A 19,959-nucleotide genomic window follows, 5' to 3' on the forward strand; every position below is an offset into this window, starting at 1 on the left:
GCTGCTCTCGCGGTCGGTGGGCGTGAGGGGGAGGATGGGCGGATGGGGAAGACGCGCAGGTCTGAGGGGATCACCGTGACCGGGACGGGCAGCGCTGCGGCGGTGCCTGACTTGGTCGACGTCGAGCTCGGGGCGGAGGCCACGGCTCGCGACGTGCAGGAGGCGCTCGACGCTGCCGCTGCAGGGCTCGACGCCGCGCGGTCGGCCCTCGCCGACCACGGGGTGGCCGCCGCAGACCTGCAGACGGCGCAGACCTCCACCTGGACCGAGAACCGCGAGGGCGGCGAGCAGGTGACGACCGCCCGGCTCACGCTGCGTGCTCGGGTGCGCGATGTCGACGCGGCGGGGGAGTGCGTGCGCGCAGCCCTGGCAGCAGCCGGGCCCGTCGCGAGGCTCGAGTCGATGCACGTCGCCGTCGGTGACACCGAGGTGCTCGTCCGGGCGGCGCGCGAGGCGGCCTTCCGCGACGCCCACGCCGTCGCCGAGCAGCTGGCGACCCTGGCCGGGCGGACGCTGGGCCGGGTGGTCGAGGTCCTCGACGGTGCTCCCGCAGGTGGCGGTCCACGGCCGATGGCGATGCGTGCGGACGCGATGGCCGCGAAGATCGGGGTTGACCCGGGGGCCCAGGAGGTCTCGGCGAGCGTCACCGTCCGCTGGGAGTTCGACTCTGGAGCCTCCCAGCCTGTACAGTGACCAGGTTGCCTCGGCGAGGGACGTCTGACGGGCCGGAATGCTCCGGAACGTCGAGACTCCGTGATCGACTGGGCGGTCCGCTCCCGCGCGTCCGTCTGTCGTCTGCGCCGTAGAGCACCGCCCGTTTCCTGGTGAGGCAGCTTCTCTCGCACCACGTGCCGCTCCAGGTCACAGCCGAAGGTATCCCACTGGCCGTCGGCCCATCATCTGTCCCAGGAGTTCCACGTGTCTGACAACAACAAGCTCGTCGCCGAGGCCCGCACCGAGTTCGGCAAGGGCGCCGCACGCCGCACCCGCCGCAACAACCAGATCCCCGCCGTCCTCTACGGCCACGGCACGGCCCCCGTCCACGTCGCCCTCCCCGGCCACCAGACGATGCTCGCGCTGAAGCAGTCGAACGCTCTCTTCGAGATCGAGCTCGACGGCACCACGCAGTTCGCCCTCGCGAAGGACGTCCAGCGCGACCCGGTCAAGAACGTCATCGAGCACGTCGACCTCCTCATCGTCAAGAAGGGCGAGAAGGTCGAGGTCGAGGTCAACGTGCACGTCACCGGCGAGCCCGTCCCCGGCACCATCCACATCGTGCAGTCGCAGACTGTCGTCCTCGAGGCCCTCGCCACGAACCTCCCCGAGTGGATCGAGGCTGACGTCACCGGCCGCGAGGCCGGCACGGTCATCACCGCGGGCGACCTCGTCCTCCCCGAGGGCTCGGCCCTCATCACCGAGGCCGACGCCGACGTCGTGCTCATCTCGGTCCCGCAGGACAACTCCGCTGACGACGAGGCCGCTGCTGAGGTCTCCGCACAGCAGGCCGCAGCGTCGGCATCGGCCGCCGAGAGCGAGTGAACGACCTGACCCTTCAGGCTCCGGCCTGATCTGTCGACGGAGCGCCCGGTACCCTTCTGGTGCCGGGCGCTCTGGCGTCTGCGTACGCACCTCGCGGTGACGCGCGCCGCGGTCTCACGAGAGGCCCGACGAGCACGGCACCGCCGCTGCACGACAGCGCCGGGCAGACGAGCAGGGTGGCGCCGAGCAGACTGACGACACGCAGAGCCGTGGTGGGCAGAGTGACGGCGAGCAGAGTGGCGGCGAGCAGAGTGGCGATGAGCAGCGTGATGACGAGCAGCGTGACGACGAGCAGAGAGATGTGGACACGATGACAGACGGGCTGTGGCTTGTCGTGGGGCTTGGCAACCCCGGGGCGCAGTACGCGGGGAACCGCCACAACGTCGGTCAGATGGTGCTCGACGAGCTGGCCGCGCGGCACGGCGGCTCGTTCTCCGCGCACAGGTCCCGCGCGAGCGTCGCGGAGGTGCGCCTGGGCGTCCTGCCCGGCGGCGTCCCCGGCCCGCGCGTGGTCCTCGCGAAGCCCTCGACGTACATGAACACCTCGGGCGGTCCTGTCGCCGGTCTCACCCAGTACTTCCAGGTCGAGCCTGACCACGTGCTGGTCGTCCACGACGAGCTCGACATCCCCTTCGGCGACGTCCGCTGCAAGATCGGCGGCGGCGAGGGCGGGCACAACGGTCTGCGCGACATCAGCAAGGCTCTCGGGACCAAGGACTACCTCCGGGTCCGCACGGGCATCGGCCGGCCTCCGGGCCGGATGGACACCGCGGACTTCGTGCTCAAGGACTTCGGGACGGTCGAGCGCAAGGAGCTCCCGTTCTTGATCGACACGAGCGCCGACGCCGTCGAGATGGTCGTCACCGAAGGTCTCGAGAAGGCCCAGATGGCCTTCCACACCAAGAAGTAGCCCTGGACTGACGCCACGACATCTGCCAGACGACGATGCCCGGACCCCGTACGGGGTCCGGGCATCGTCGTGCGGGTGCGGGTGCGGGTGCGGGTGCGGGTGCGGGTGCGGGTGCTCCTGCCGGCGAGCCCCGGCCGGAGTGGGGGCACGTGCGCCTGAGGTCAGACGCCCGTCGTCCCGTCGGCCTTTGCGACCGGCGCACGTCCGCCGTGCCCACGGCGGCGCATGACGGCCCACGCGACACCGAGGACCACGAACCACACGGGCGTGACGAGCAGCGCGTCTCGCGTGTCCTTCTCGAGCAGCAGCACGACGATCATCGCGGCGAAGAAGGCCAGGACCACCCAGCACATGACCACACCGCCGGGCATCCGGAAGGCCGAGGACTCGTGGAGCTCTGGGCGGTCGCGGCGGTAGCGCAGATAGCTGACGATGATCATGGTCCACACGAACATGAAGAGGACCGACGAGACCGTCGTGACGAGCGTGAAGGCGTCGACGACGCTCTTGCCCGTGTAGAGCAGCGCGACGCCGGGGACGAGGCACGCGCACGAGAAGATCAGCCCGCGCGACGGGACGCGGCTCTTCGAGAGCCTGGCGAAGCTGCGGGGCGCCTCGTCCTCCTGCGCGAGGCCGTACATCATCCGCGAGGTCGAGAAGATCCCGCTGTTCGCCGACGACGCGGCTGAGGTGAGCACCACGAAGTTCACCACGGCCGCCGCGGCGGGCAGCCCGGCGAGGGCGAACATGGCGACGAAGGGGCTCTCGTCGGGCGAGATGCTGCGCCACGGCGTGACTGCCATGATGACGAGCAGCGCACCGAGGTAGAACAGCACGATCCGGATGGGGATCGAGTTGATGGCCCGCGGCAGGTTCTTCTCCGGGTCTTTGGTCTCGGCCGCCGCCGTGCCGACGAGCTCGATGCCGACGAAGGCGAAGAGGGCGATCTGGAAGCCGGCGAGGAAGCCGCTGACCCCGTGCGGGAAGAGCCCGCCGTCCGAGTACAGGTTCGTCAGGGTGGCCTCCGAGCCGTCGGGAGACTGGAAGGCGATCGCGACGAGCACGATCCCAGTGACCACCAGGGCGACGATCGCGACGATCTTGATGATGGCGAACCAGAACTCGAGCTCGCCGAAGAGCCGTACGGCCACGAGGTTGAGCCCGAGCAGCAGCAGGATGGTCGCGAGGGCCGGGATCCAGCGGGCCAGGTCGGGCGCCCAGAAGGCCATGTACCCGGAGATGGCGACGATGTCGGCGATCCCGGTGACGATCCAGCAGAACCAGTACGTCCACCCCGTGAAGAACCCGGCCCACGGACCGAGGATGTCCGAGGTGATGTCGCGGAAGGACTTGTAGCCCAGGTTGGACAGCAGCAGCTCGCCGAGGGCCCGCATGACGAAGAACAGCATGAAGCCGATGACCGCGTAGACGAGCAGCACCGACGGGCCGGCGAGCGAGATGGTCTTGCCCGAGCCCATGAACAGGCCCGTGCCGATCGCCCCGCCGATGGCGATGAGCTGCAGGTGCCGGTTGGAGAGTGCGCGCTCGAGCTGCGGCTCTCCGGCAGGGCTCGTCGGGGCGCTGTGCTGGCGTGACGTGGGGTCTGCCTCGCGGGTCATGCGGTCTCCGCTCGTCGGCGCCAGCGGGTGCGCTGACGCGCCTTGGGGTCGTGGCAGCCTAGGTCTGCGGGCTCGCCTCACCCGCTCCTGTCCAGGATGTGACCCTTGTGCGGAGCGTGGCGAGCGTCTCGGGAGCCAGGTCCGGGCCGCCTGCAGCCCGGACGGCCAGCCGCAGCGCGCCGACCACGGGCGCGAGCGCGTCGTGGACAGCGCCTGGAGGGAGGTCGAGGTCGTGGGCGAGCCTGCGGCCGACCTCGGACCTGATGGGGCCGGGGGCTGTGAGCAGCCCTCCGGCGAGCACCAGCTCGGCCGGTCGGCGAGGCGTGCCCAGGCGTACCGGGCCGAGTGTGTCGGTCAGCGCTGCGTGGGCCGTGCGGACGAGGGCGTCGACACCTTCGTCGACCACCTGCTGGGCCACGAGGTCGTCGGCAGCCGCTGCAGCGAGGACGAGCGGCGCGAGCCCGCCGTGCTCCGAGACGGCGAGGGGGTAGACCGCTGCGACGAGCCCCTGGCGCGGGTCGTCGAGCGGGTCGACCCCGTGGTGCGCGAGGACGAGAGAGGTGAGCGCTGTCGCGGGACCGCGGCCGTCGAGGTCGGCGGCTGCGGCTTCGAGGGCGCGACGTCCGAACCACACGGCCGACCCGACGTCGCCGAGCAACCAACCCGTCCCGTCGCAGCGGCCGACCGTCACGAGGTCCTCGACCGAGCAGGCGACCGCCCCGGTCCCGGCGAGCAGGAGCAGGCCGGTGGTCCCCGTCGCCGCCGAGGCGAAGGCGATATCGAGGTCGGTGCGGACCTCGACGGGGCCGCTCACGCCGACAGCCTGGAGGGCTGTCGTGCAGAGTGCCGTCACCGTGCCGACGGCCGCGGGTCCTGCCCCCGAGACGCCGAGGTGGCTGGCGCGCACGTGGGAGGGGTCGTGGCCGGTGAGTACCCGCCCGAGGGTCTGGCGGAGCGTCGAGCCGAGGTCTGCGGGGGAGGAGCGGATGTTGCCGCCCGGCCCGGTCTCGTAGGCCATGAGCTGGCCCGCGGTGGTCGCGAGCGCGACCTTGGTCGACGTGCCGCCGACGTCGGCCCCGATGACGAGGTCCACCTGCCTACCGCCCTTCGATCACAGTCCGCAGACGTCCGTCGGCGTCCGCCAGCCACCGCTCGGCCGTCGGCCTGTCGACGCCGTGCACGAGCATCGCCGCGGCGACCTTGACGTGCCCGCCCGAGGCGGCGAGGGCGGAGTCTGCGGTCTGCGGGTCGACCGCGGCGATCTGCTCGACCAGCCTCCGGGCCCTGACCCGCAGCTTGGCGTTGGTCGCGGCGACGTCGACCATGAGGTTGCCATAGGTCTTGCCGAGCCGCACCATGCTCACCGTCGAGATCATGTTGAGGACCTGCTTCTGCGCCGACCCCGCCTTGAGTCGGGTCGAGCCCGAGACGATCTCCGGGCCGACGACGACCTCGATCGCGAGCTCGGCGACGGTGCTCAGCTCGGCCCCGGCGTTGCAGGAGACCCCGACGGTGAGCGCACCGACGGAGCGGGCGGCCTCGATGGCCGCGAGGACATAGGGGGTCCGGCCCGATGCCGTCAGCCCGACCACCGCGTCGACCGCCGTGACGAGGTGCTCGTCGACGAGCGCGGCCCCGGCTGCGGTGTCGTCCTCCGCGCCCTCGACGGCGTCCCGGAGGGCTGCAGGTCCGCCGGCGATGATCCCCTGGACTGTCTCCGGGTCGGTCGAGAAGGTCGGCGGGCACTCCGAGGCGTCCAGGACGCCGAGCCGGCCGGGTGTCCCGGCGCCGACGTAGAGGATGCGCCCGCCGGCGCGCACCCTGTCGACGATCTGCTCGATGGCCTCGGTGATCTGGGGGAGCGCGGCACGGACGGCGACGGGGACCTCTGCCTCGGCCTCGTTCATCGCGGCGGTGAGCGCCGCGACGTCCAGGGTGTCGAGGTCGCTGTAGCGGGGGTCGACGGACTCGGTGGTGAGTGTGCTCAGGTCGATCTCCGCGCCCGCGCCGGTCGCGCCCGTCGTGTCCACAGCTGCTCCTCGTCGGTCTATGTATGTGATTGCCGAGCCTATAGCAATCCTGGTAAATATGTTACCGTCGGGATGTCGTGGAGGGGGGGTCCACCCACGCGCAGACCGCCCTGTCGGACGCGCAGGACCTGCCTCGCCTCGACCCATGGACATCTCACCTCGCACCGACGGAGACTGCGCTCGTGACTCAGCACCCCGGAACGGCTCAGACCGGACCGTCGTCGACCCGGGCCATCGCCCTCGGGGCAGCCGCCCCAGGACCGGCCGCCCCGGGACCAGCCGAGGCCGGTCCGGCCGGGCCCGGTGACGTCCTCGGCAGCGACGACGCCGTCGATGCCTCGGACGCCGTCGACGACTGGGACGACGCGCAGCTCGTGGGCCAGCTGTTCAGCCTCGCGGTCGGGACCCACTCCGCGCGGGGCATCACCGTCGACGAGCCCGACAGTCCTGACGACTCGGTCACCACTGCCGACGGCGGCCACCCCGCCGCGACCGACGGTGTGTGGCGCACCCCCGTCGACGCCCTCGCCGACCTCGTCGCCGCCCGCCACATCGGCGGCGTCTGCTATTTTCCCGAGACGGCCGAGGGCGACTCGCCTGACGCGATCCGTCACCTCGTCCGTCGCCTGCAGCAGGTCGCGAGCGTGCCTCTCCTGGTGAGCGCCGACCAGGAGAACGGCACGGTCAGCCGCCTGCGCCAGGGCAGCACCAGACTGCCCTCCGCGCAGGCGCTGGCCGCCGCCGACGACGTCGCGCTCACGGAGGAGGTCGCCCGGACGAGCGGGACCGAGCTGCGCGCGACAGGGATCCGGCACGCCTTCGCCCCGGTCGCCGACCTCGCCGTCGAGCCGCGCAACCCCGTCATCGGGGTGCGCTCGCCGGGCGCCGACCCCCAGGCCGCAGCGCGCCAGGTGTCCGCGACGGTGCGCGGGCTGGCTGCGGCCGGTGTCGCCTCGACCCTCAAGCACTTCCCGGGGCACGGCAGCACCACGGTCGACTCCCATCTCGGTCTGCCGGTCCTCGAGCTCACCCGGGACGCGTGGGAACGCCAGGAGCGGGCCGTCTTCGCCGCCGGGATCGCCGCGGGAGCCGACGCCGTGATGATCGGGCACCTCGTGTTCCCCGCCGTCGACGCCGGGACCCCCGCCACCTACTCACGCGCCGTGGTCACCGGAGAGCTGCGCGAGGCGCTCGGCTTCGACGGCGTGATCGTCACCGACGCCCTCGACATGGCCGGCGCGCAGCTGGCCGACGGACCGGGTGCAGGGGCTGTCGCCGCGCTCGCCGCAGGGGTCGACCAGCTGCTCATGCCCGGTGACCCCGAGGCGGCGACCGACGCCGTGCTCGCGGCGCTCGCGGACGGTGTGCTCTCCCGTGACGCGCTGCGAGACTCCGCCCGGCGCATCCTCAGGCTCAAGGAGCGGCTGGGGCTGACCGGCGACGGGATCGACGTCGAGGCACTTCTTGCGACATCGCAGCACGCGAGCACTGCGGAGCGGGCCGCCCGCGCCTCCCTCGTGTGGCGAGACCCGTCGACCACCTGGGTGCTAGACCCTGGGGCCCCGGGGACGCGAGTCCTCGTCGTCGGTCTGCGGACCGACCCGCAGCTGCGGGGTGTCGACGTGAGCGCCGTCCTCGCCGACAGGCTCGGCGCTGCCGGGGCGCAGGTCTGGACCGAACCTCTCGACGACGACCCTGACACGATCCTGGCTGCCGCGACCCGGGGTCTCTGCGGGTCGACGCCGGACGTCGTCGTCGTCGCGACGCGCGACGCCTGGCGCGACCCCGAGCAGTCCCGCCACCTCGCCCGGCTGCTCACGCTCGCGACCGAGACCGGGACGCAGGCCTGCGTCGTGGCGACCCGCAGCCCGTCCGACTCTGCTCTCGTCCCGGACGACGTCCCGCTGCTGCTGACCTTCGGCGACGTCGCGCCGAGCGCACGGGCAGCCGGTGACGCTCTCGCCGGGGCCGCAGCCGTGACGGGCGTGCTGCCTGTCGACCTGGTCGGTGCCGACGGGCACGTGGTTCCCCGGCACACGAGCCCAGTGACCCCGCCCCGCCCGTCTGAGGAGACCCGCTCATGACCTCCCGCCCGCACCCCGTCGTCAGGACCGGCGCCGACAGGCTCGTCGCCGACCCCACGCTCGTCGGCGGGACGCGCTGGGGCCTGGTCACCAACGACACCGCGGTGACGGCCGACCTGCGGCTCACCTCGACAGCGCTCCAGGACGCCGGGGCCCCGCTCGTCGCGCTCTTCGGCCCCGAGCACGGTCTGCGCGGCGCCGCGCAGGCCGGGGCGAGCGACGACCTCGGGCTCGACGAGGCCACGGGTCTCCCGGTCTACGACACCTACCTGGCCGCGGACGACGCACTCGACGCGATGCTGCTGGCCTCGGGGATCGACACGCTCCTGGTCGACCTCCCTGACATCGGGGTGCGCTACTACACCTACGTGTGGACGCTCGTCGACTGCCTCCGTTCGGCGGCCCGCGTGGGCATCGACCTGGTCGTCCTCGACAGGCCCAACCCGCTCGGCGGTCTCGCGGTCGAGGGGCCCGACCTCGACCCGGCCTTCGCCAGCTTTGTCGGACGGGTGCCCGTCCCGCAGCGCCACGGGCTCACCGCCGGTGAGCTCGCGCTCGCCGTCCGCGCTGACGACGCCGCAGCCGGGCTGCGCACAGGGCCCGTGCGCGTCGTCGAGCTCGAGGGCTGGACCCGCGACATGCTCTGGGCGGCGACAGGACTGCCGTGGGTGATGCCCTCGCCCAACATGCCGACCCCCGAGACGGCCCTCGTCTACGCGGGGACCGGGATCGTCGAGGGGACCACGCTCTCGGAGGGTCGCGGCACCACCCGGCCCTTCGAGATCGTCGGGGCGCCGTGGGTCGACGCACGGCTGGCACCAGCCCTCACGGCGCTCGGTCTGCCCGGTGTGCTGTTCCGCCCCACGACCTTCACGCCCACCTTCCACGCCTTCGCGGGGGAGCTCGTGCGCGGGGTCCAGCTCCACGTGAGCGACGCCGTCGCCTTCGAGCCCGTCAGGACCGGGGTGCTGCTTGTCGAGACCGTCGCGAGGCTGTACCCCGAGGACTTCGGCTGGCGGCTGCCCGAGCCCGCAGAGCCCGCTGTCCAGGACGGTTCGGCCCAGGACGGTTCTGCGGGTCCGGGACGTGAAGGGCCGTCGGGCACCGGGGCCGCGGGCCCGTCCGAGGTCCTGCCCGGTCGCCGTCCCTTCGTCGACCTGCTGTGGGGCTCGGACGCGCTGCGCACGACTGTCGACGCCGGGGTCCCCGTGTCGACGCTGCTGGCCCCGCGGAGCCACCGGCCCGACGCTGTCCTGCTCTACTGATCGAAGGTAAGTTTCCTTCATGACGACAGAGCACGCCGCGCCCGGGACCACGGACCCCGCCGTCCCGCTGACTGTGCGCATCCGGGGTCTGCTGCCCGACCTCCAGCCCGCGATCCGACGCGTCGCCGAGCAGATCCTCGCCCGCCCCGCCGAGGTCGCCGCGATGACCATCTCCGACCTCGCCGACGCCTGCGACACCTCCGAGACGACCGTCGTGAGGTTCTGCCGAGAGCTCGGCGTGCGGGGCTACCCGCAGCTGCGCCTCGCCCTCGCCTCCGAGATGGGCGGGCGCTCGCGGACCGACGCCGCCTTCGAGCTCTCCGGAGACATCGCCCCCGGCGACGACCTCGCCTCGGTCGTCGAGAAGATCTCGTACGCGGACGCCCGCTCGGTCGAGGACACCGCCAAGGCCCTGTCGATCACCGAGCTCGAGGCCGTCGTGCACGCGCTCATCGCCGCCGACCGCTGCGACATCTACGGCGTCGGGGCGTCGAGCATCGTCGCCGCGGACCTCCAGCAGAAGCTGCACAGGATCGGGCAGGTCGCGTTCTCCTTCCCCGACCCCCACCAGGCGCTCGTCTCCGCCGCGCTCCTCGACGAGCGGGGTATCGCGATCGCCATCTCGCACTCGGGCCTGACGGCCGACACCATCGACTCCCTCGCCCTGGCCCGTGCCAACGGGGCGGTGACCGTGGCGATCACCAACGCCCCCAGGTCGCCGCTGGCCCGCGAGGCCGACCACGTCCTCACCACGGCGGCGCGCGAGACCACGTTCCGCTCGGGCGCGACAGGCAGCCGGCTCGCCCAGCTCACCGTCGTCGACTGCCTGTTCGTCGGGGTCGCCCAGCAGACCTACGAGCGCAGCCTCGACGCGCTCCAGGTCACCTACGACGCGGTCCGCGACCGCCGACAGCCCACGCGCAGGCCGCAACGGACCTGACGACGTCCTAGACCCGCACCACCGGAGGACCCATGACCGCCCAGGCGCCAGCCCGCACGACCCCCGACGACGCCCCCGAGGTGGTCGCCGCGGAGCTGCGAGACGCGCTGCGGGCGCAGTTCGCCGCCGATCAGCTGCACCTGCGGCCGATCGACCTCGCGGCCAGGGCCCACGACGCCTCGCACGTGCTGCTGGTCCCCGACGCCGTCGTCACCGCGCAGTCGGTCGACGACGTGGTCGCGGCCCTCCGGCTGGCGTCGACGGCCGGGCGGCCGGTGACCTTCCGCTCGGGCGGCACGAGCCTCTCCGGGCAGGCGAGCGGGACAGGCCTCCAGGTCGACACCCGGGCCGGGTTCCGCGACGTCGAGGTGCTCGACGGCGGCCGCCTGGTCCGCTGCGGCCCAGGCGCGACGATCCGGTCGGTCAACGCGCGCCTCGCCCCGTACCGCCGCCGCCTCGGCCCTGACCCGGCGAGCGAGGTCGCCTGCACAGTCGGCGGGGTGGTCGCCAACAACTCCTCGGGGATGGCCTGCGGCACCGAGGCCAGCACCTACGCGACCCTCGACTCCCTCGTCGTCGTGCTGCCCTCGGGCACCGTGCTCGACACCGGCCACCCGGACGCCGACGCCCGCCTGCAGAGCGCCGAGCCCGCCCTGCACGCAGGGCTCCTGCACCTGCGAGACCGGGTCCGGCGCGACGCGGTCTCGGTCGAGCGCATCAGGCACCTGTTCTCCATGAAGAACACCATGGGGTACTCCGTCAACGCCTTCCTCGACCACGACACCCCCGTCGCGATCCTCGAGCACCTGCTCGTGGGGTCCGAGGGCACCCTCGGCTTCGTCGCGCAGGCGACCTTCCGCACGGTCCCGGTCCTCCCGCTCGCTGCCACGGGGCTGCTCGTCTTCGCCACCCTCACCGACGCGACCGACGCCCTCGGGGCGCTCACCCGCGCCGGTGCGCGCACGCTCGAGCTCATGGACGCCGCGTCGCTGCGCGTCGTCCAGCCGTCCCTCGCCCCGACAGACCCGTTGCGCTCCCTCGTCCTCGACGGCCACACGGCGCTCCTGCTCGAGCTCCAGGCCGAGGACGCCGAGGCGCTCGCGGACGCGACAGCCCACGTCGACGAGGTCGCAGCGCAGCTCCCGCTCGTCCTGCCGGTCTCGCTCACCGTCGACCCGGCCGAGCGTGCCGCGCTGTGGACGCTGCGCAAGGGGCTCTACACAGCCGTCGCGGGAGCCCGTCCTGTCGGCACCACGGCCCTCCTCGAAGACGTGGTCGTCCCGGTGCCCGCGCTGAGCGCGACCATGACCGAGCTCGCCACCCTCTTCGACCGCCACGGCTACGACGACGCCGTCGTCTTCGGCCACGCCAAGGACGGCAACCTGCACTTCATGATCAGCCCGCGGCTCGACGACCCCGCAGAGCTGAGAGCCTTCGAGGCCTTCACCGAGGACCTTGTCGAGCTCGTGCTCCGCCAGGGCGGGTCCCTCAAGGCCGAGCACGGGACCGGGCGGGTCATGGCGCCCTTCGTCGAGCGCCAGTACGGTCCCGAGCTGTTCGCGGTGATGACCGGGGTGAAGGAGCTCTTCGACCCGGAGCGCCTGCTCAACCCCGGCGTGGTCCTCCCGGACAGCCCCCGCGCGCACCTCGAGCACCTCAAGCTCGTCCCGCAGGTCGACCCGAGGGTCGACGCCTGCGTCGAGTGCGGGTACTGCGAGCCCGTCTGCCCCTCGAAGGACATCACCGTCACACCCCGCCAGCGCATCGTCCTGCTCCGGACGATGGCCGCAGCCGAGCCCGACCAGCGCGCCGCGATCGAGGAGGACTTCGGCTACGACGCCGTCGACCTCTGCGCCGCCGACTCCCTGTGCGTCACGGCCTGCCCTGTCGGCATCGACACCGGGAAAGTCATGAAGTCCTTCCGCGCCGAGCGGGCAGGCGGCAGCGGCAGCCCTGCCCAGCGCGCCGGAGACCTCGCTGCCCGGCACTGGGGCGCTGTCGGTGCAGCCGCCCGCGCCGGGCTCGCTGTGGCAGCACCCCTGCCCGGAGGCGTGCTCGGCGCCGTCACGGCAGCTGCCCGCTCGGTGCTCCCGCACGAGCTCGTCCCGAGCGCCTCGGGTGACCTCCCAGGCCCGGGCCGCCGCCGCAGGGGAGGACAGCGGGGATCAGGAGTCCCTGAGGTCGTGCTCTTCCCCAGCTGCGTCGGCGGCATCTTCGCCGCCGAGCGCGGCGCCGACGGGCTGCTCGAGAGCGCCGAAGGAGCCTTCGTGTCACTCTGCGACCGAGCGGGCGCTGCTGTCGTCGTACCGGACGCGGTCGACGGCCTGTGCTGCGGCACGGTCTGGCAGTCCAAGGGCCTCACCGACGGGCACCGCACGATGGCGTACTCCACGGTCGCCGCGCTGTGGGAGACCAGCGACGGCGGCAGGCTCCCCGTCGTCACCGACGCGAGCTCGTGCACCCACGGCGTGCGCGATCTCGCCACCCAGCTCGACGGCGCCTGGGCAGAGCGCTTCGACAGGCTGCGCATCGTCGATGCCGTGACCTTCGTCCGCGAGTCCCTGCTCGCCCGGCTGACCGTGACCCAGCGCCTGCGCACAGCAGCCGTGCACCCCACCTGCTCGACGGTCCACCTGGGGATCGTCGAGGACCTCGTCGCACTTGCCGGGGTCGTCGCGAGCGAGGTGCTCGTCCCGCCCTCGTGGGGGTGCTGCGGCTTCGCAGGGGACCGCGGCATGCTGCACCCCGAGCTCACGGCGAGCGCGACGGCGCGCGAGGCTGCCGAGGTCGCAGCCTACGAGGTCGCCCGGGACGGCCGTCTGGACGCCTACGCCTCGGCGAACCGGACGTGCGAGATGGGCATGTCGCGCGCGACGGGCCGCCCCTACGTCCACGTGCTGCAGCTGCTGGAGCGCGCGACCCGGCCGTGACGAGGCTGCGCATGACCTGACGCCGTGTCATGGCGAGCGGCTTCTGCCGTGACGCCGCGCCTGGTCGGCTGTCGTGACGCGGCGCGTGCCCTGGACGTCCTGTCCGGGGCACGCACCGCTGGTACGCGGAGGAGCGTCAGCCGCTGATGATCTGCCGGATGCGCTCGGCGGGGATCTTCGGTCGGCGGTGCTCGTCGACCAGACCGTTCGCCTCTTGCAGGGTGTCGGCGAGCTGGGTGTAGCAGAACCCGGCCAGGTGGGCTCCGCGGACCGCTCCCACGACGGCTGAGAGGTGTGCGTCGAGGTCCTCGGCCGTGCCGACGCGGCTGTAGCCCCAGGTGCTGTCCTCGGCGCCGGCGGCGAAGGTGATCCCGCCGAACTCCGTGAGCATGACCGGCTGACCACGGTCGGCCTCGCCGGTGAGGCGCATGCGCCGCCCGGCAGGACCGACGCCCTCGAGGAGCGTGGTGAGGGCCGCAGGGTCGCGGTACCGCTCGGCGAGCGCCTCGGGCGAGGCGTCGTAGTCGTGGACCGACCACACGTCAGAGTCTGTGAGCTCCCACCCGTCGTTGGACACCACGGGACGCGTGCCGTCGAGCGCATGGGTGAGGTGCCACAGCGCCTGCGTGTAGTGCCGCATCTGCTCGTCGTGCGCGACGTGCTGGACGCCCCAGCTCTCGTTGATCGGCACCCACGTGACGATGCACGGGTGCGAGGCGTCCCGGTGGATCGCCTCGCTCCACTCCGTGAGCATCCGGCGGACCGCCGTGCCCGAGAACTGGTAGGCGCTCGGCGCCTCTTCCCACACGAGCAGCCCGAGCCGGTCCGCCCAGAACAGGAAGCGCGGGTCTTCGATCTTCTGGTGCACCCGGTTGGCGTTGAAGCCGAGGTCCTTGATGAGCTGGACCTCGGCGCGCAGCGCGTCGGCGCTCGGCGCAGCGAGGTGCGACTGAGGCCAGAAGCCCTGGTTGAGCACAGACCTCACGTAGTACGGACGGTCGTTGAGCAGGAAGTGCCCGCCACCTGTCGACGCCGACCGCAGACCCAGGTACGAGCTCACGCCGTCAGCCGCGGCCGGCGCCTGTCCTGCGGCCGGGACCAGGTGGACGCGCGCGTCGAGCAGCGTCGGATGCTCAGGGCTCCACAGGAGGGTCTCGTAGTCCTGCCCGTTGCGCTGGCGTGGGACCGACATCTGCACGGTGCTGCGCGGCTCCGAGGTCTGGACCGTGACCGAGGCGAGCTGGGACGTCTCGTGGTCGATCTCGACACGGAGGTCGACGGGGGCTGCCGGGCGGCGGTTGAGCTCGACGTCGAGGGTCACGCTCCCGGCGTGCAGGTCTGTCGTCCACGTGAGGTGCGTGACGTGCAGCTCGGGGACGGCCTCGAGCCACACGGGCTGCCAGATCCCGGACGTGCGGTCGTACCAGATGCTGTGGGCGTCACGCTGCCAGTCCTGCTTCCCGCGGTGCTGCTCCACGTCGGCGGGGTCGTCGAAGGCGCGGACCACGAGGTTCTGCGCGGCGCGGTCGGGGTCGATCGCGCGGGTGACGTCGAGCGTGAACGGGGTCGAGCCGCCGACGTGCCCGCCCAGATAGGTGCCGTTGAGCCAGACGTCGGCACGGTGGTCCACGGCTCCCAGGTGCAGCAAGACCGTCGGCCTGTCGGCGGACCGCCCGGTGCTGTCGAGGTCGTCGGCGGAGAGGTCGCGGCGGTACCAGAGGACGGGGTGGAAACCGGTGTCTGCGACGCCCGAGGCCGGGGACTCCGGCGGGAAGGGCACGACGACGGTCCGGTCGAAGGACCCCGCGTCGGACCAGCCCGCGGCCAGACCCTCGTCGGCGTCGTCGGTCGCGAGCTGCCAGGTCCCGCAGAGGTCGACCCAGTCGGCACGGACGAGCTGGGGTCGGGGGTAGGTGCCGTCCTGGATGGAGGCGCGGACGAGTGACGGGGCAGCAGATGTGCTCATGACGACAGTATGCGCATTCTTTACAGCGCTGTAAAGGGGTGGAGGGGAGGGCTGTGCCGGCGTCTGAGCGGGCGGGGACGACGCCTGCGGGGCGCGGTCGCCTGCCCGCCGGCTGGCTGAGCCGGGCGTCGGTCCGACGGTCGAGCGGTGCGGCGAGAGGTCGTCTCAGGCCGACGGGGCGCTCTCGCGGACGCTGATCGAGTGCGGTGCGACCACGTGCCGTCCGGCCCCGCGGTACCCGCCGACGCGTTCTTCGAGGAGATCCATCGCGCTGCGCGCCAGGTGGTCGAGGTCGGGGTGGACCGTCGTCAGCGTCGGGTTCGAGAACCGCGTGAGGGTGACGTCGTCCCACCCCGTCACGGCGACGTCGTCGGGGACGCGCACGCCGCGCCTGCGGAGCGCGCTGAGGGCCCCGAGGGCAGCGAGGTCGTCGCGGCAGAAGGCGGCGTCGAACCGCAGCCCGCCGTCGAGCGCGTCGCCGACGGCGCGCTCGGCGGCCTCAGCGCTGATCGCGTCGGTCGCGAGGAGCAGCGCGGGGTCGACCTGTGCGCCCGTCTCGCGCAGCGCTGTCTCGAAGCCGGTGAGCCGCTGACGGGAGGTCGCAGAGAGCCCGTGGGCCTCGTGCCCGACGAAGGCCACCCGGCGCCGGCCGAGGCGCAGCAGGTGCTCGGTGACCTCTCGGGCTGCTGCGGTGTTGTCGATCATCACGGTGTCCACGCCCTCGGGGGCGTCGCCCTCGCCGAGGAGCACCACGGGGGTCGCGGTCGTGTAGCGGGCGAGGTCGTCGAGCGCGATGTGCGACGGCTGGAAGATGATCCCGTCGACCAGCCCGCTCTCGCCGCCGAGGAGGACCGCGCGCTCAGCCTCGACAGACTCGCCGGTCTGCTCGAGCAGCAGCCTGTAGCCCCGGCTCGTCGCCAGTCGGGAGATCGTGCTCGCCAGCTCGGCGAAGTACGGCAGGCTCACGTCGCTCACGGCGAGCGCGAGCGTCCCGGTCCGGCCTGTCGCGAGGCGGCGGGCTGTCGCGTTCGGCCTGTAGCCGAGCGCCTCGATCGAGGCGAGCACCTGGCTGCGCGTGGCGGGGGAGACGTGCGGGTAGTCGTTGACGACGTTGGACACAGTCTTCATGGAGACGCCTGCGTGCTCTGCGACGTCCTGGAGCCGGACCCTGGCCATCGTCCTCCTCGTCGGACCTCGGTGCCGCTGGTCGCGCGACCGTCGGGCAGGGCGGCCGGTCCCGGCGCGCCGCTGGTCAATCTACAGCCGGGCGGCCGAGACCTGTGTGCGCAGACGTCGAGGTCGCGGCAGGTCGGCGGGTGCCCGGGTTCCCAGGAGCGACGGGAGCGACGGGACCGACGGGGACGTGTGCCACGTGCGGCTCAGAGGACGGCTGACCGCTGGCGCGTCCGTCAGACCGGGCTCGTCCACAGGGGTCAACCGCCTCGTTGACGTGCGCATTACAGCGCTGTAATGTCCGGATCGACCGCTTGGTCAGCAGGTGTGCCGCGCTCGCCGCGGCAGCCCGGAACTCGAAGGAGAGCACCGAGATGAACCTTGTCTTCGCCAGAACCGTCGCCGCTGGGGCCGCGGCGACACTCGCACTGACCCTCGCCGCCTGCGGCTCGGACGGGGGTGCGCAGGACGCACCCGTCGTCAGCCAGGTCAGCGGCGACTCGTACGACGGACCCCCGGTCGAGCTGTCCTTCTGGAACGGCTTCACAGGGGCCGACGGCGCCTACTTCGACGCGATGGTCGACTCCTTCAACGCTGCCAACCCGAACGTCACCGTCAAGGTCACGACGTCGGAGTGGGGCGACTTCTACCAGAAGCTCCCCGTCGCCGTGGAGTCCGGGAACGGTCCCGACGTCGCCGTGATGCACATGGACCAGGTGTCCACCCAGGCCGCGCAGGGGGCCCTCATCGGTCTCGACGCCGTCGCGTCGGACCTCGGTCTCGAGGAGGACGACTTCGCCGAGGCTGTCTGGGCCGGCGGTGTCTACGACGGCGCCCGGTACGGCATCCCGCTCGACGTCCACATGCACGGGCTGTACTACAACAAGGACGTGCTGCGGGCGGCGGGGCTCGACCCGGAGGCCCCGGCGACCACGGGTGAGGAGCTCCTCCAGCATCTCGAGGTCCTCAAGGCGCAGGGCGTGCAGGGCATGTGGATCGACTCGACAGGGTGGATGCGCACGTGGTTCACGGCCCTCCAGGCGCAGTGGGGCGGCCAGGCCGTCAGCGACGACGGGCGCACGGTGACGTGGGACGACGAGTCCGGGGTCAAGGCGCTCACCTGGCTCACCGACCTCGTGCGCAAGGGGTACAGCCCGGAGAACGTGGGGCAGGACGGCTACTGGAAGGCCTTCGCCGACGGCCAGAACGCCTACGTGATCGGTGGAATCTGGGAGCAGTCCAACCCGACCTTCGAGGCGATCGACTGGGGGGTCGCGCCGCTCCCGGTGATCGGTGACACCGCCGCCACGTGGGGCAGCTCGCACCAGCTCACGGCGACCAAGCAGGTCGCGGACGACGCCAACAAGCTCGCGGCCGCGGCGTACTTCATCAACTCGATGAGCAAGGACTCGATCGTCTGGGCCCAGGCCAACCAGGTCCCCGCACGTGCTTCGGTCCGCGAGTCCGCCGAGTTCGCGGCGATCCCGGGGATGGACGTCTTCGGGCCGATGATCGACACGACGGTCCTGCCGCAGAACTTCCCGGGTCTGCCGGACGCCCTCGGCAAGCTCGAAGAGGGGATCAACGCAGCGCTCCTGCTGACGACCGAGCCGCAGGCCGCCCTCGAGGCCTCGGCCGCCGAGGCGCAGCTCATCGTCGACCGCAACCAGAAGAAGTTCGGGTACTAGACCATGACAGCCCCCACGACCCGGGTCGGGCAGACCCGGGGCGCGGCGGGGTCTGAGAAGGGGGCGCCGCGCGGTCGTCGAGGCCGCGCGGCCGTCCCCTGGCTCTTCCTCGCGCCCTATCTCTGCTTCTTCGGGCTCTTCGTCCTGGCCCCTGCGGTCTACGGCATCTACGTGAGCCTCTTCGACTGGGACTTCAGCTTTCCCTCGTACAGGCCCTTCGTCGGGCTCGGCAACTATGTCGACCTCTTCACGCCGGGCACGCTCGACTACGCCTCGTTCTGGCGGAGCATGCGCGCGACGGGCCTGTTCACGCTCTTCACGGTCCCGCTCATGGTCACCGTGCCGCTCGCCGTCGCGCTGCTCGTCGACAAGCCGTTCCGCGGCAGGACCGTGCTGCGTGCAGCGTTCTTCGCGCCCTACGTCCTCGGGGTCGCCGTGGTCGGGGTCTTGTGGAAGTTCGTCCTCGACACCCAGCACGGGATCCTCAACAGGATCCTCGGCGGGCTCGGTCTGCGTGACGACATCCCGTGGCTGCAGCAGGAGCCGTGGGTGTGGGTGTCGCTCGTGGGCGCGACCCTCTGGTGGACGCTCGGCTTCAACGCGATCATCTACCTCGCGGGCCTGCAGAGCATCCCTCGCGACCAGTACGAGGCTGCGGCCCTCGACGGTGCCGGCCGGTGGCGGACCTTCCGCAGCATCACCCTGCCGGGTCTGCGGCCCGTCGTGGTCTTCGTCGTGATGATCACCGTCCTGGCCTCGGCGAACGTCTTCGGGCAGCCCTACGTCATGACCGACGGCGACCCGAACGGCGCGACCCGCTCGGCCATCATGTACATGTCCGACGTCGGGCTCGGAGAGTCCCGGATGGGTTCCGCGACAGCGATGTCCTACGTCCTCGCACTCCTGCTGGTCGTCGTCAGCATCCTGAACTTCAGGTTCCTCGTCGGCAAGGAGGACCAGTCATGACGGTCACCGACACCGTGGTCAGGCGTCAGACCAGGACCGTGGTCCGCACCATGGTGCTCGTCGCCCTCGCCCTCCTCGTGCTCGTCCCGATCCTGTGGATGATCTCGACGTCGTTCAAGACCCAGCTCGACGCGGCGACCAGCACGTCGCTGGTGCCCGACCCGGTGACCCTCGACAGCTACAGGCCCCTGACGGCCTGGGGTGGGAAGTCGCCGGTGGTCCGGTGGTTCTTCAACTCCGTCGTCACAGCGACGGTCACGACGGCCCTCGTGGTCAGCACGGCGGCGCTCGCCGCCTACGCGCTCGCCAGGTTCACCTTCCGAGGACGAGGGATCGTGTTCTCGCTCGTCATCGCGACCCTGTTCCTGCCGGGATTCGTGTTCCTCATCCCGACCTACCTGATCTCGGACAGCCTCGGGATCCTCGACTCGCTCCTCGCCCTGATGCTCCCCCCGGTCGGTGGGGCCTTCGGTGTGTTCTTCCTCCGGCAGTTCTTCCTCGGGCTCCCGCGAGAGCTCGAGGAGGCGGCCCGGATCGACGGGGCGTCGGACGTGCGGATCTTCGCGTCGGTCATGCTGCCGCTCGCGCAGCCGGCCCTGTCGACCATCGCGGTGATCACCTTCCTCGCGAGCTGGAACGACTTCCTCTGGCCGGTCTACGCGCTCTCGACGACGTCCACCCTGACGCTGCCGGCCGGTCTGCCGCTCCTGCAGAGCGCGTACATCGCCAACCAGCCGCTCATCATGGCCGGTGCGGTCATCGCGAGCGTCCCGGCGCTGCTCGTCTTCGTGTTCTTCCAGCGAAAGATCATCGAGTCTGTCGCGACTGCTGGGCTCAAGGGATGAGGCG

At 71.9% G+C, this 19,959-nt stretch carries 15 protein-coding genes; 10 read left to right on the forward strand and 5 right to left on the reverse strand.

Going from position 1 to position 19,959, the window contains the following annotated elements; genetic code table 11:
- The first annotated feature begins 42 nt into the window (after positions 1 to 42).
- The 3 genes from ASG53_RS03505 (at position 43) to pth (ending at position 2,449) form a co-directional block, all read left to right on the forward strand.
- Positions 43 to 693, forward strand: a complete 651-nt coding sequence (locus ASG53_RS03505; RefSeq protein WP_056128563.1) for an SIMPL domain-containing protein — start codon at positions 43 to 45, stop codon at positions 691 to 693.
- A gap of 225 nt (positions 694 to 918) precedes the next feature.
- The gene (locus ASG53_RS03510) at positions 919 to 1,539 is read left to right on the forward strand and encodes a 50S ribosomal protein L25/general stress protein Ctc (RefSeq protein ID WP_056128566.1); all 621 of its coding nucleotides are present in this window, start codon (positions 919 to 921) and stop codon (positions 1,537 to 1,539) included.
- A gap of 310 nt (positions 1,540 to 1,849) precedes the next feature.
- Positions 1,850 to 2,449, forward strand: coding sequence for an aminoacyl-tRNA hydrolase (gene pth, locus ASG53_RS03515; protein ID WP_056130583.1), 600 nt, complete (start codon positions 1,850 to 1,852; stop codon positions 2,447 to 2,449).
- Between the two features lie 161 nt (positions 2,450 to 2,610).
- Here pth and cycA read toward each other — a convergent pair whose 3' ends face one another.
- Genes cycA through murQ form a run of 3 tightly spaced genes read right to left on the reverse strand, consistent with a single transcriptional unit; the run spans position 2,611 to position 6,098 of the window.
- Positions 2,611 to 4,068 (reverse strand): D-serine/D-alanine/glycine transporter, encoded by a 1,458-nt coding sequence (gene cycA / locus ASG53_RS03520; protein WP_056128569.1) that lies wholly within the window; start codon positions 4,066 to 4,068, stop codon positions 2,611 to 2,613.
- A 58-nt stretch (positions 4,069 to 4,126) separates the two neighbouring features.
- The gene (locus ASG53_RS03525) at positions 4,127 to 5,161 is read right to left on the reverse strand and encodes an N-acetylglucosamine kinase (protein WP_056128572.1); all 1,035 of its coding nucleotides are present in this window, start codon (positions 5,159 to 5,161) and stop codon (positions 4,127 to 4,129) included.
- A gap of 4 nt (positions 5,162 to 5,165) precedes the next feature.
- On the reverse strand, positions 5,166 to 6,098 hold the full coding sequence (gene murQ / locus ASG53_RS03530) for an N-acetylmuramic acid 6-phosphate etherase (RefSeq protein WP_056128575.1): 933 nt from the start codon (positions 6,096 to 6,098) through the stop codon (positions 5,166 to 5,168).
- Between the two features lie 182 nt (positions 6,099 to 6,280).
- Between murQ and ASG53_RS03535 the strand changes: the two genes are divergently transcribed.
- The 4 genes from ASG53_RS03535 to ASG53_RS03550 are packed head-to-tail and all read left to right on the forward strand — an operon-like array spanning position 6,281 to position 13,317.
- Positions 6,281 to 8,182, forward strand: coding sequence for a glycoside hydrolase family 3 protein (locus ASG53_RS03535; protein WP_156382649.1), 1,902 nt, complete (start codon positions 6,281 to 6,283; stop codon positions 8,180 to 8,182).
- Positions 8,179 to 9,447: an exo-beta-N-acetylmuramidase NamZ family protein gene (locus ASG53_RS03540; protein ID WP_056128580.1), complete on the forward strand. Its 1,269-nt coding sequence runs from the start codon at positions 8,179 to 8,181 to the stop codon at positions 9,445 to 9,447. The genes ASG53_RS03535 and ASG53_RS03540 overlap by 4 nt, the downstream gene beginning before the upstream one ends.
- A gap of 19 nt (positions 9,448 to 9,466) precedes the next feature.
- Positions 9,467 to 10,387: a MurR/RpiR family transcriptional regulator gene (locus tag ASG53_RS03545; RefSeq protein ID WP_056128583.1), complete on the forward strand. Its 921-nt coding sequence runs from the start codon at positions 9,467 to 9,469 to the stop codon at positions 10,385 to 10,387.
- A gap of 32 nt (positions 10,388 to 10,419) precedes the next feature.
- A complete protein-coding gene (locus ASG53_RS03550) occupies positions 10,420 to 13,317 on the forward strand; it encodes an FAD-binding and (Fe-S)-binding domain-containing protein (protein WP_056128585.1) in 2,898 nt (965 codons plus the stop codon).
- Positions 13,318 to 13,453: 136 nt separating this feature from the next.
- On the opposite strand, the gene ASG53_RS03555 is transcribed toward ASG53_RS03550, so the two are convergent.
- A complete protein-coding gene (locus ASG53_RS03555; protein WP_056128588.1) occupies positions 13,454 to 15,283 on the reverse strand; it encodes a glycoside hydrolase family 2 protein in 1,830 nt (609 codons plus the stop codon).
- Positions 15,284 to 15,448: 165 nt separating this feature from the next.
- Positions 15,449 to 16,459, reverse strand: a complete 1,011-nt coding sequence (locus tag ASG53_RS03560; RefSeq protein ID WP_082543753.1) for a LacI family DNA-binding transcriptional regulator — start codon at positions 16,457 to 16,459, stop codon at positions 15,449 to 15,451.
- Between the two features lie 371 nt (positions 16,460 to 16,830).
- Here ASG53_RS03560 and ASG53_RS03565 point away from each other — a divergent pair, with 371 nt between their 5' ends.
- From ASG53_RS03565 to ASG53_RS03575, 3 genes are read left to right on the forward strand one after another with little or no spacing between them, the layout of a single operon-like run.
- Positions 16,831 to 18,144, forward strand: a complete 1,314-nt coding sequence (locus tag ASG53_RS03565; protein ID WP_056128593.1) for an ABC transporter substrate-binding protein — start codon at positions 16,831 to 16,833, stop codon at positions 18,142 to 18,144.
- A 3-nt stretch (positions 18,145 to 18,147) separates the two neighbouring features.
- On the forward strand, positions 18,148 to 19,110 hold the full coding sequence (locus tag ASG53_RS03570) for a carbohydrate ABC transporter permease (protein ID WP_056128595.1): 963 nt from the start codon (positions 18,148 to 18,150) through the stop codon (positions 19,108 to 19,110).
- Positions 19,107 to 19,955 (forward strand): carbohydrate ABC transporter permease, encoded by an 849-nt coding sequence (locus ASG53_RS03575; RefSeq protein WP_056128599.1) that lies wholly within the window; start codon positions 19,107 to 19,109, stop codon positions 19,953 to 19,955. Before ASG53_RS03570 ends, ASG53_RS03575 begins: the two co-directional genes overlap by 4 nt.
- The last annotated feature ends 4 nt before the right edge of the window (positions 19,956 to 19,959 follow it).

Origin of the sequence: Sanguibacter sp. Leaf3, from assembly GCF_001425965.1 — a bacterium.
GTDB classification, from domain to species: Bacteria; Actinomycetota; Actinomycetes; order Actinomycetales; family Cellulomonadaceae; genus Sanguibacter; species Sanguibacter inulinus.

What these genes read in the sequence shown, in the direction of transcription:
- ASG53_RS03505 (WP_056128563.1), top strand. Translation starts at nt 43, where the DNA reads ATGGGGAAGACGCGCAGGTCTGAGGGGATCACCGTGACCGGGACGGGC.
- pth (WP_056130583.1), top strand. Translation starts at nt 1,850, where the DNA reads ATGACAGACGGGCTGTGGCTTGTCGTGGGGCTTGGCAACCCCGGGGCG.
- cycA (WP_056128569.1), bottom strand. Translation starts at nt 4,068, where the DNA reads ATGACCCGCGAGGCAGACCCCACGTCACGCCAGCACAGCGCCCCGACG.
- ASG53_RS03540 (WP_056128580.1), top strand. Translation starts at nt 8,179, where the DNA reads ATGACCTCCCGCCCGCACCCCGTCGTCAGGACCGGCGCCGACAGGCTC.
- ASG53_RS03545 (WP_056128583.1), top strand. Translation starts at nt 9,467, where the DNA reads ATGACGACAGAGCACGCCGCGCCCGGGACCACGGACCCCGCCGTCCCG.
- ASG53_RS03550 (WP_056128585.1), top strand. Translation starts at nt 10,420, where the DNA reads ATGACCGCCCAGGCGCCAGCCCGCACGACCCCCGACGACGCCCCCGAG.
- ASG53_RS03555 (WP_056128588.1), bottom strand. Translation starts at nt 15,283, where the DNA reads ATGAGCACATCTGCTGCCCCGTCACTCGTCCGCGCCTCCATCCAGGAC.
- ASG53_RS03560 (WP_082543753.1), bottom strand. Translation starts at nt 16,459, where the DNA reads ATGGCCAGGGTCCGGCTCCAGGACGTCGCAGAGCACGCAGGCGTCTCC.
- ASG53_RS03565 (WP_056128593.1), top strand. Translation starts at nt 16,831, where the DNA reads ATGAACCTTGTCTTCGCCAGAACCGTCGCCGCTGGGGCCGCGGCGACA.
- ASG53_RS03570 (WP_056128595.1), top strand. Translation starts at nt 18,148, where the DNA reads ATGACAGCCCCCACGACCCGGGTCGGGCAGACCCGGGGCGCGGCGGGG.
- ASG53_RS03575 (WP_056128599.1), top strand. Translation starts at nt 19,107, where the DNA reads ATGACGGTCACCGACACCGTGGTCAGGCGTCAGACCAGGACCGTGGTC.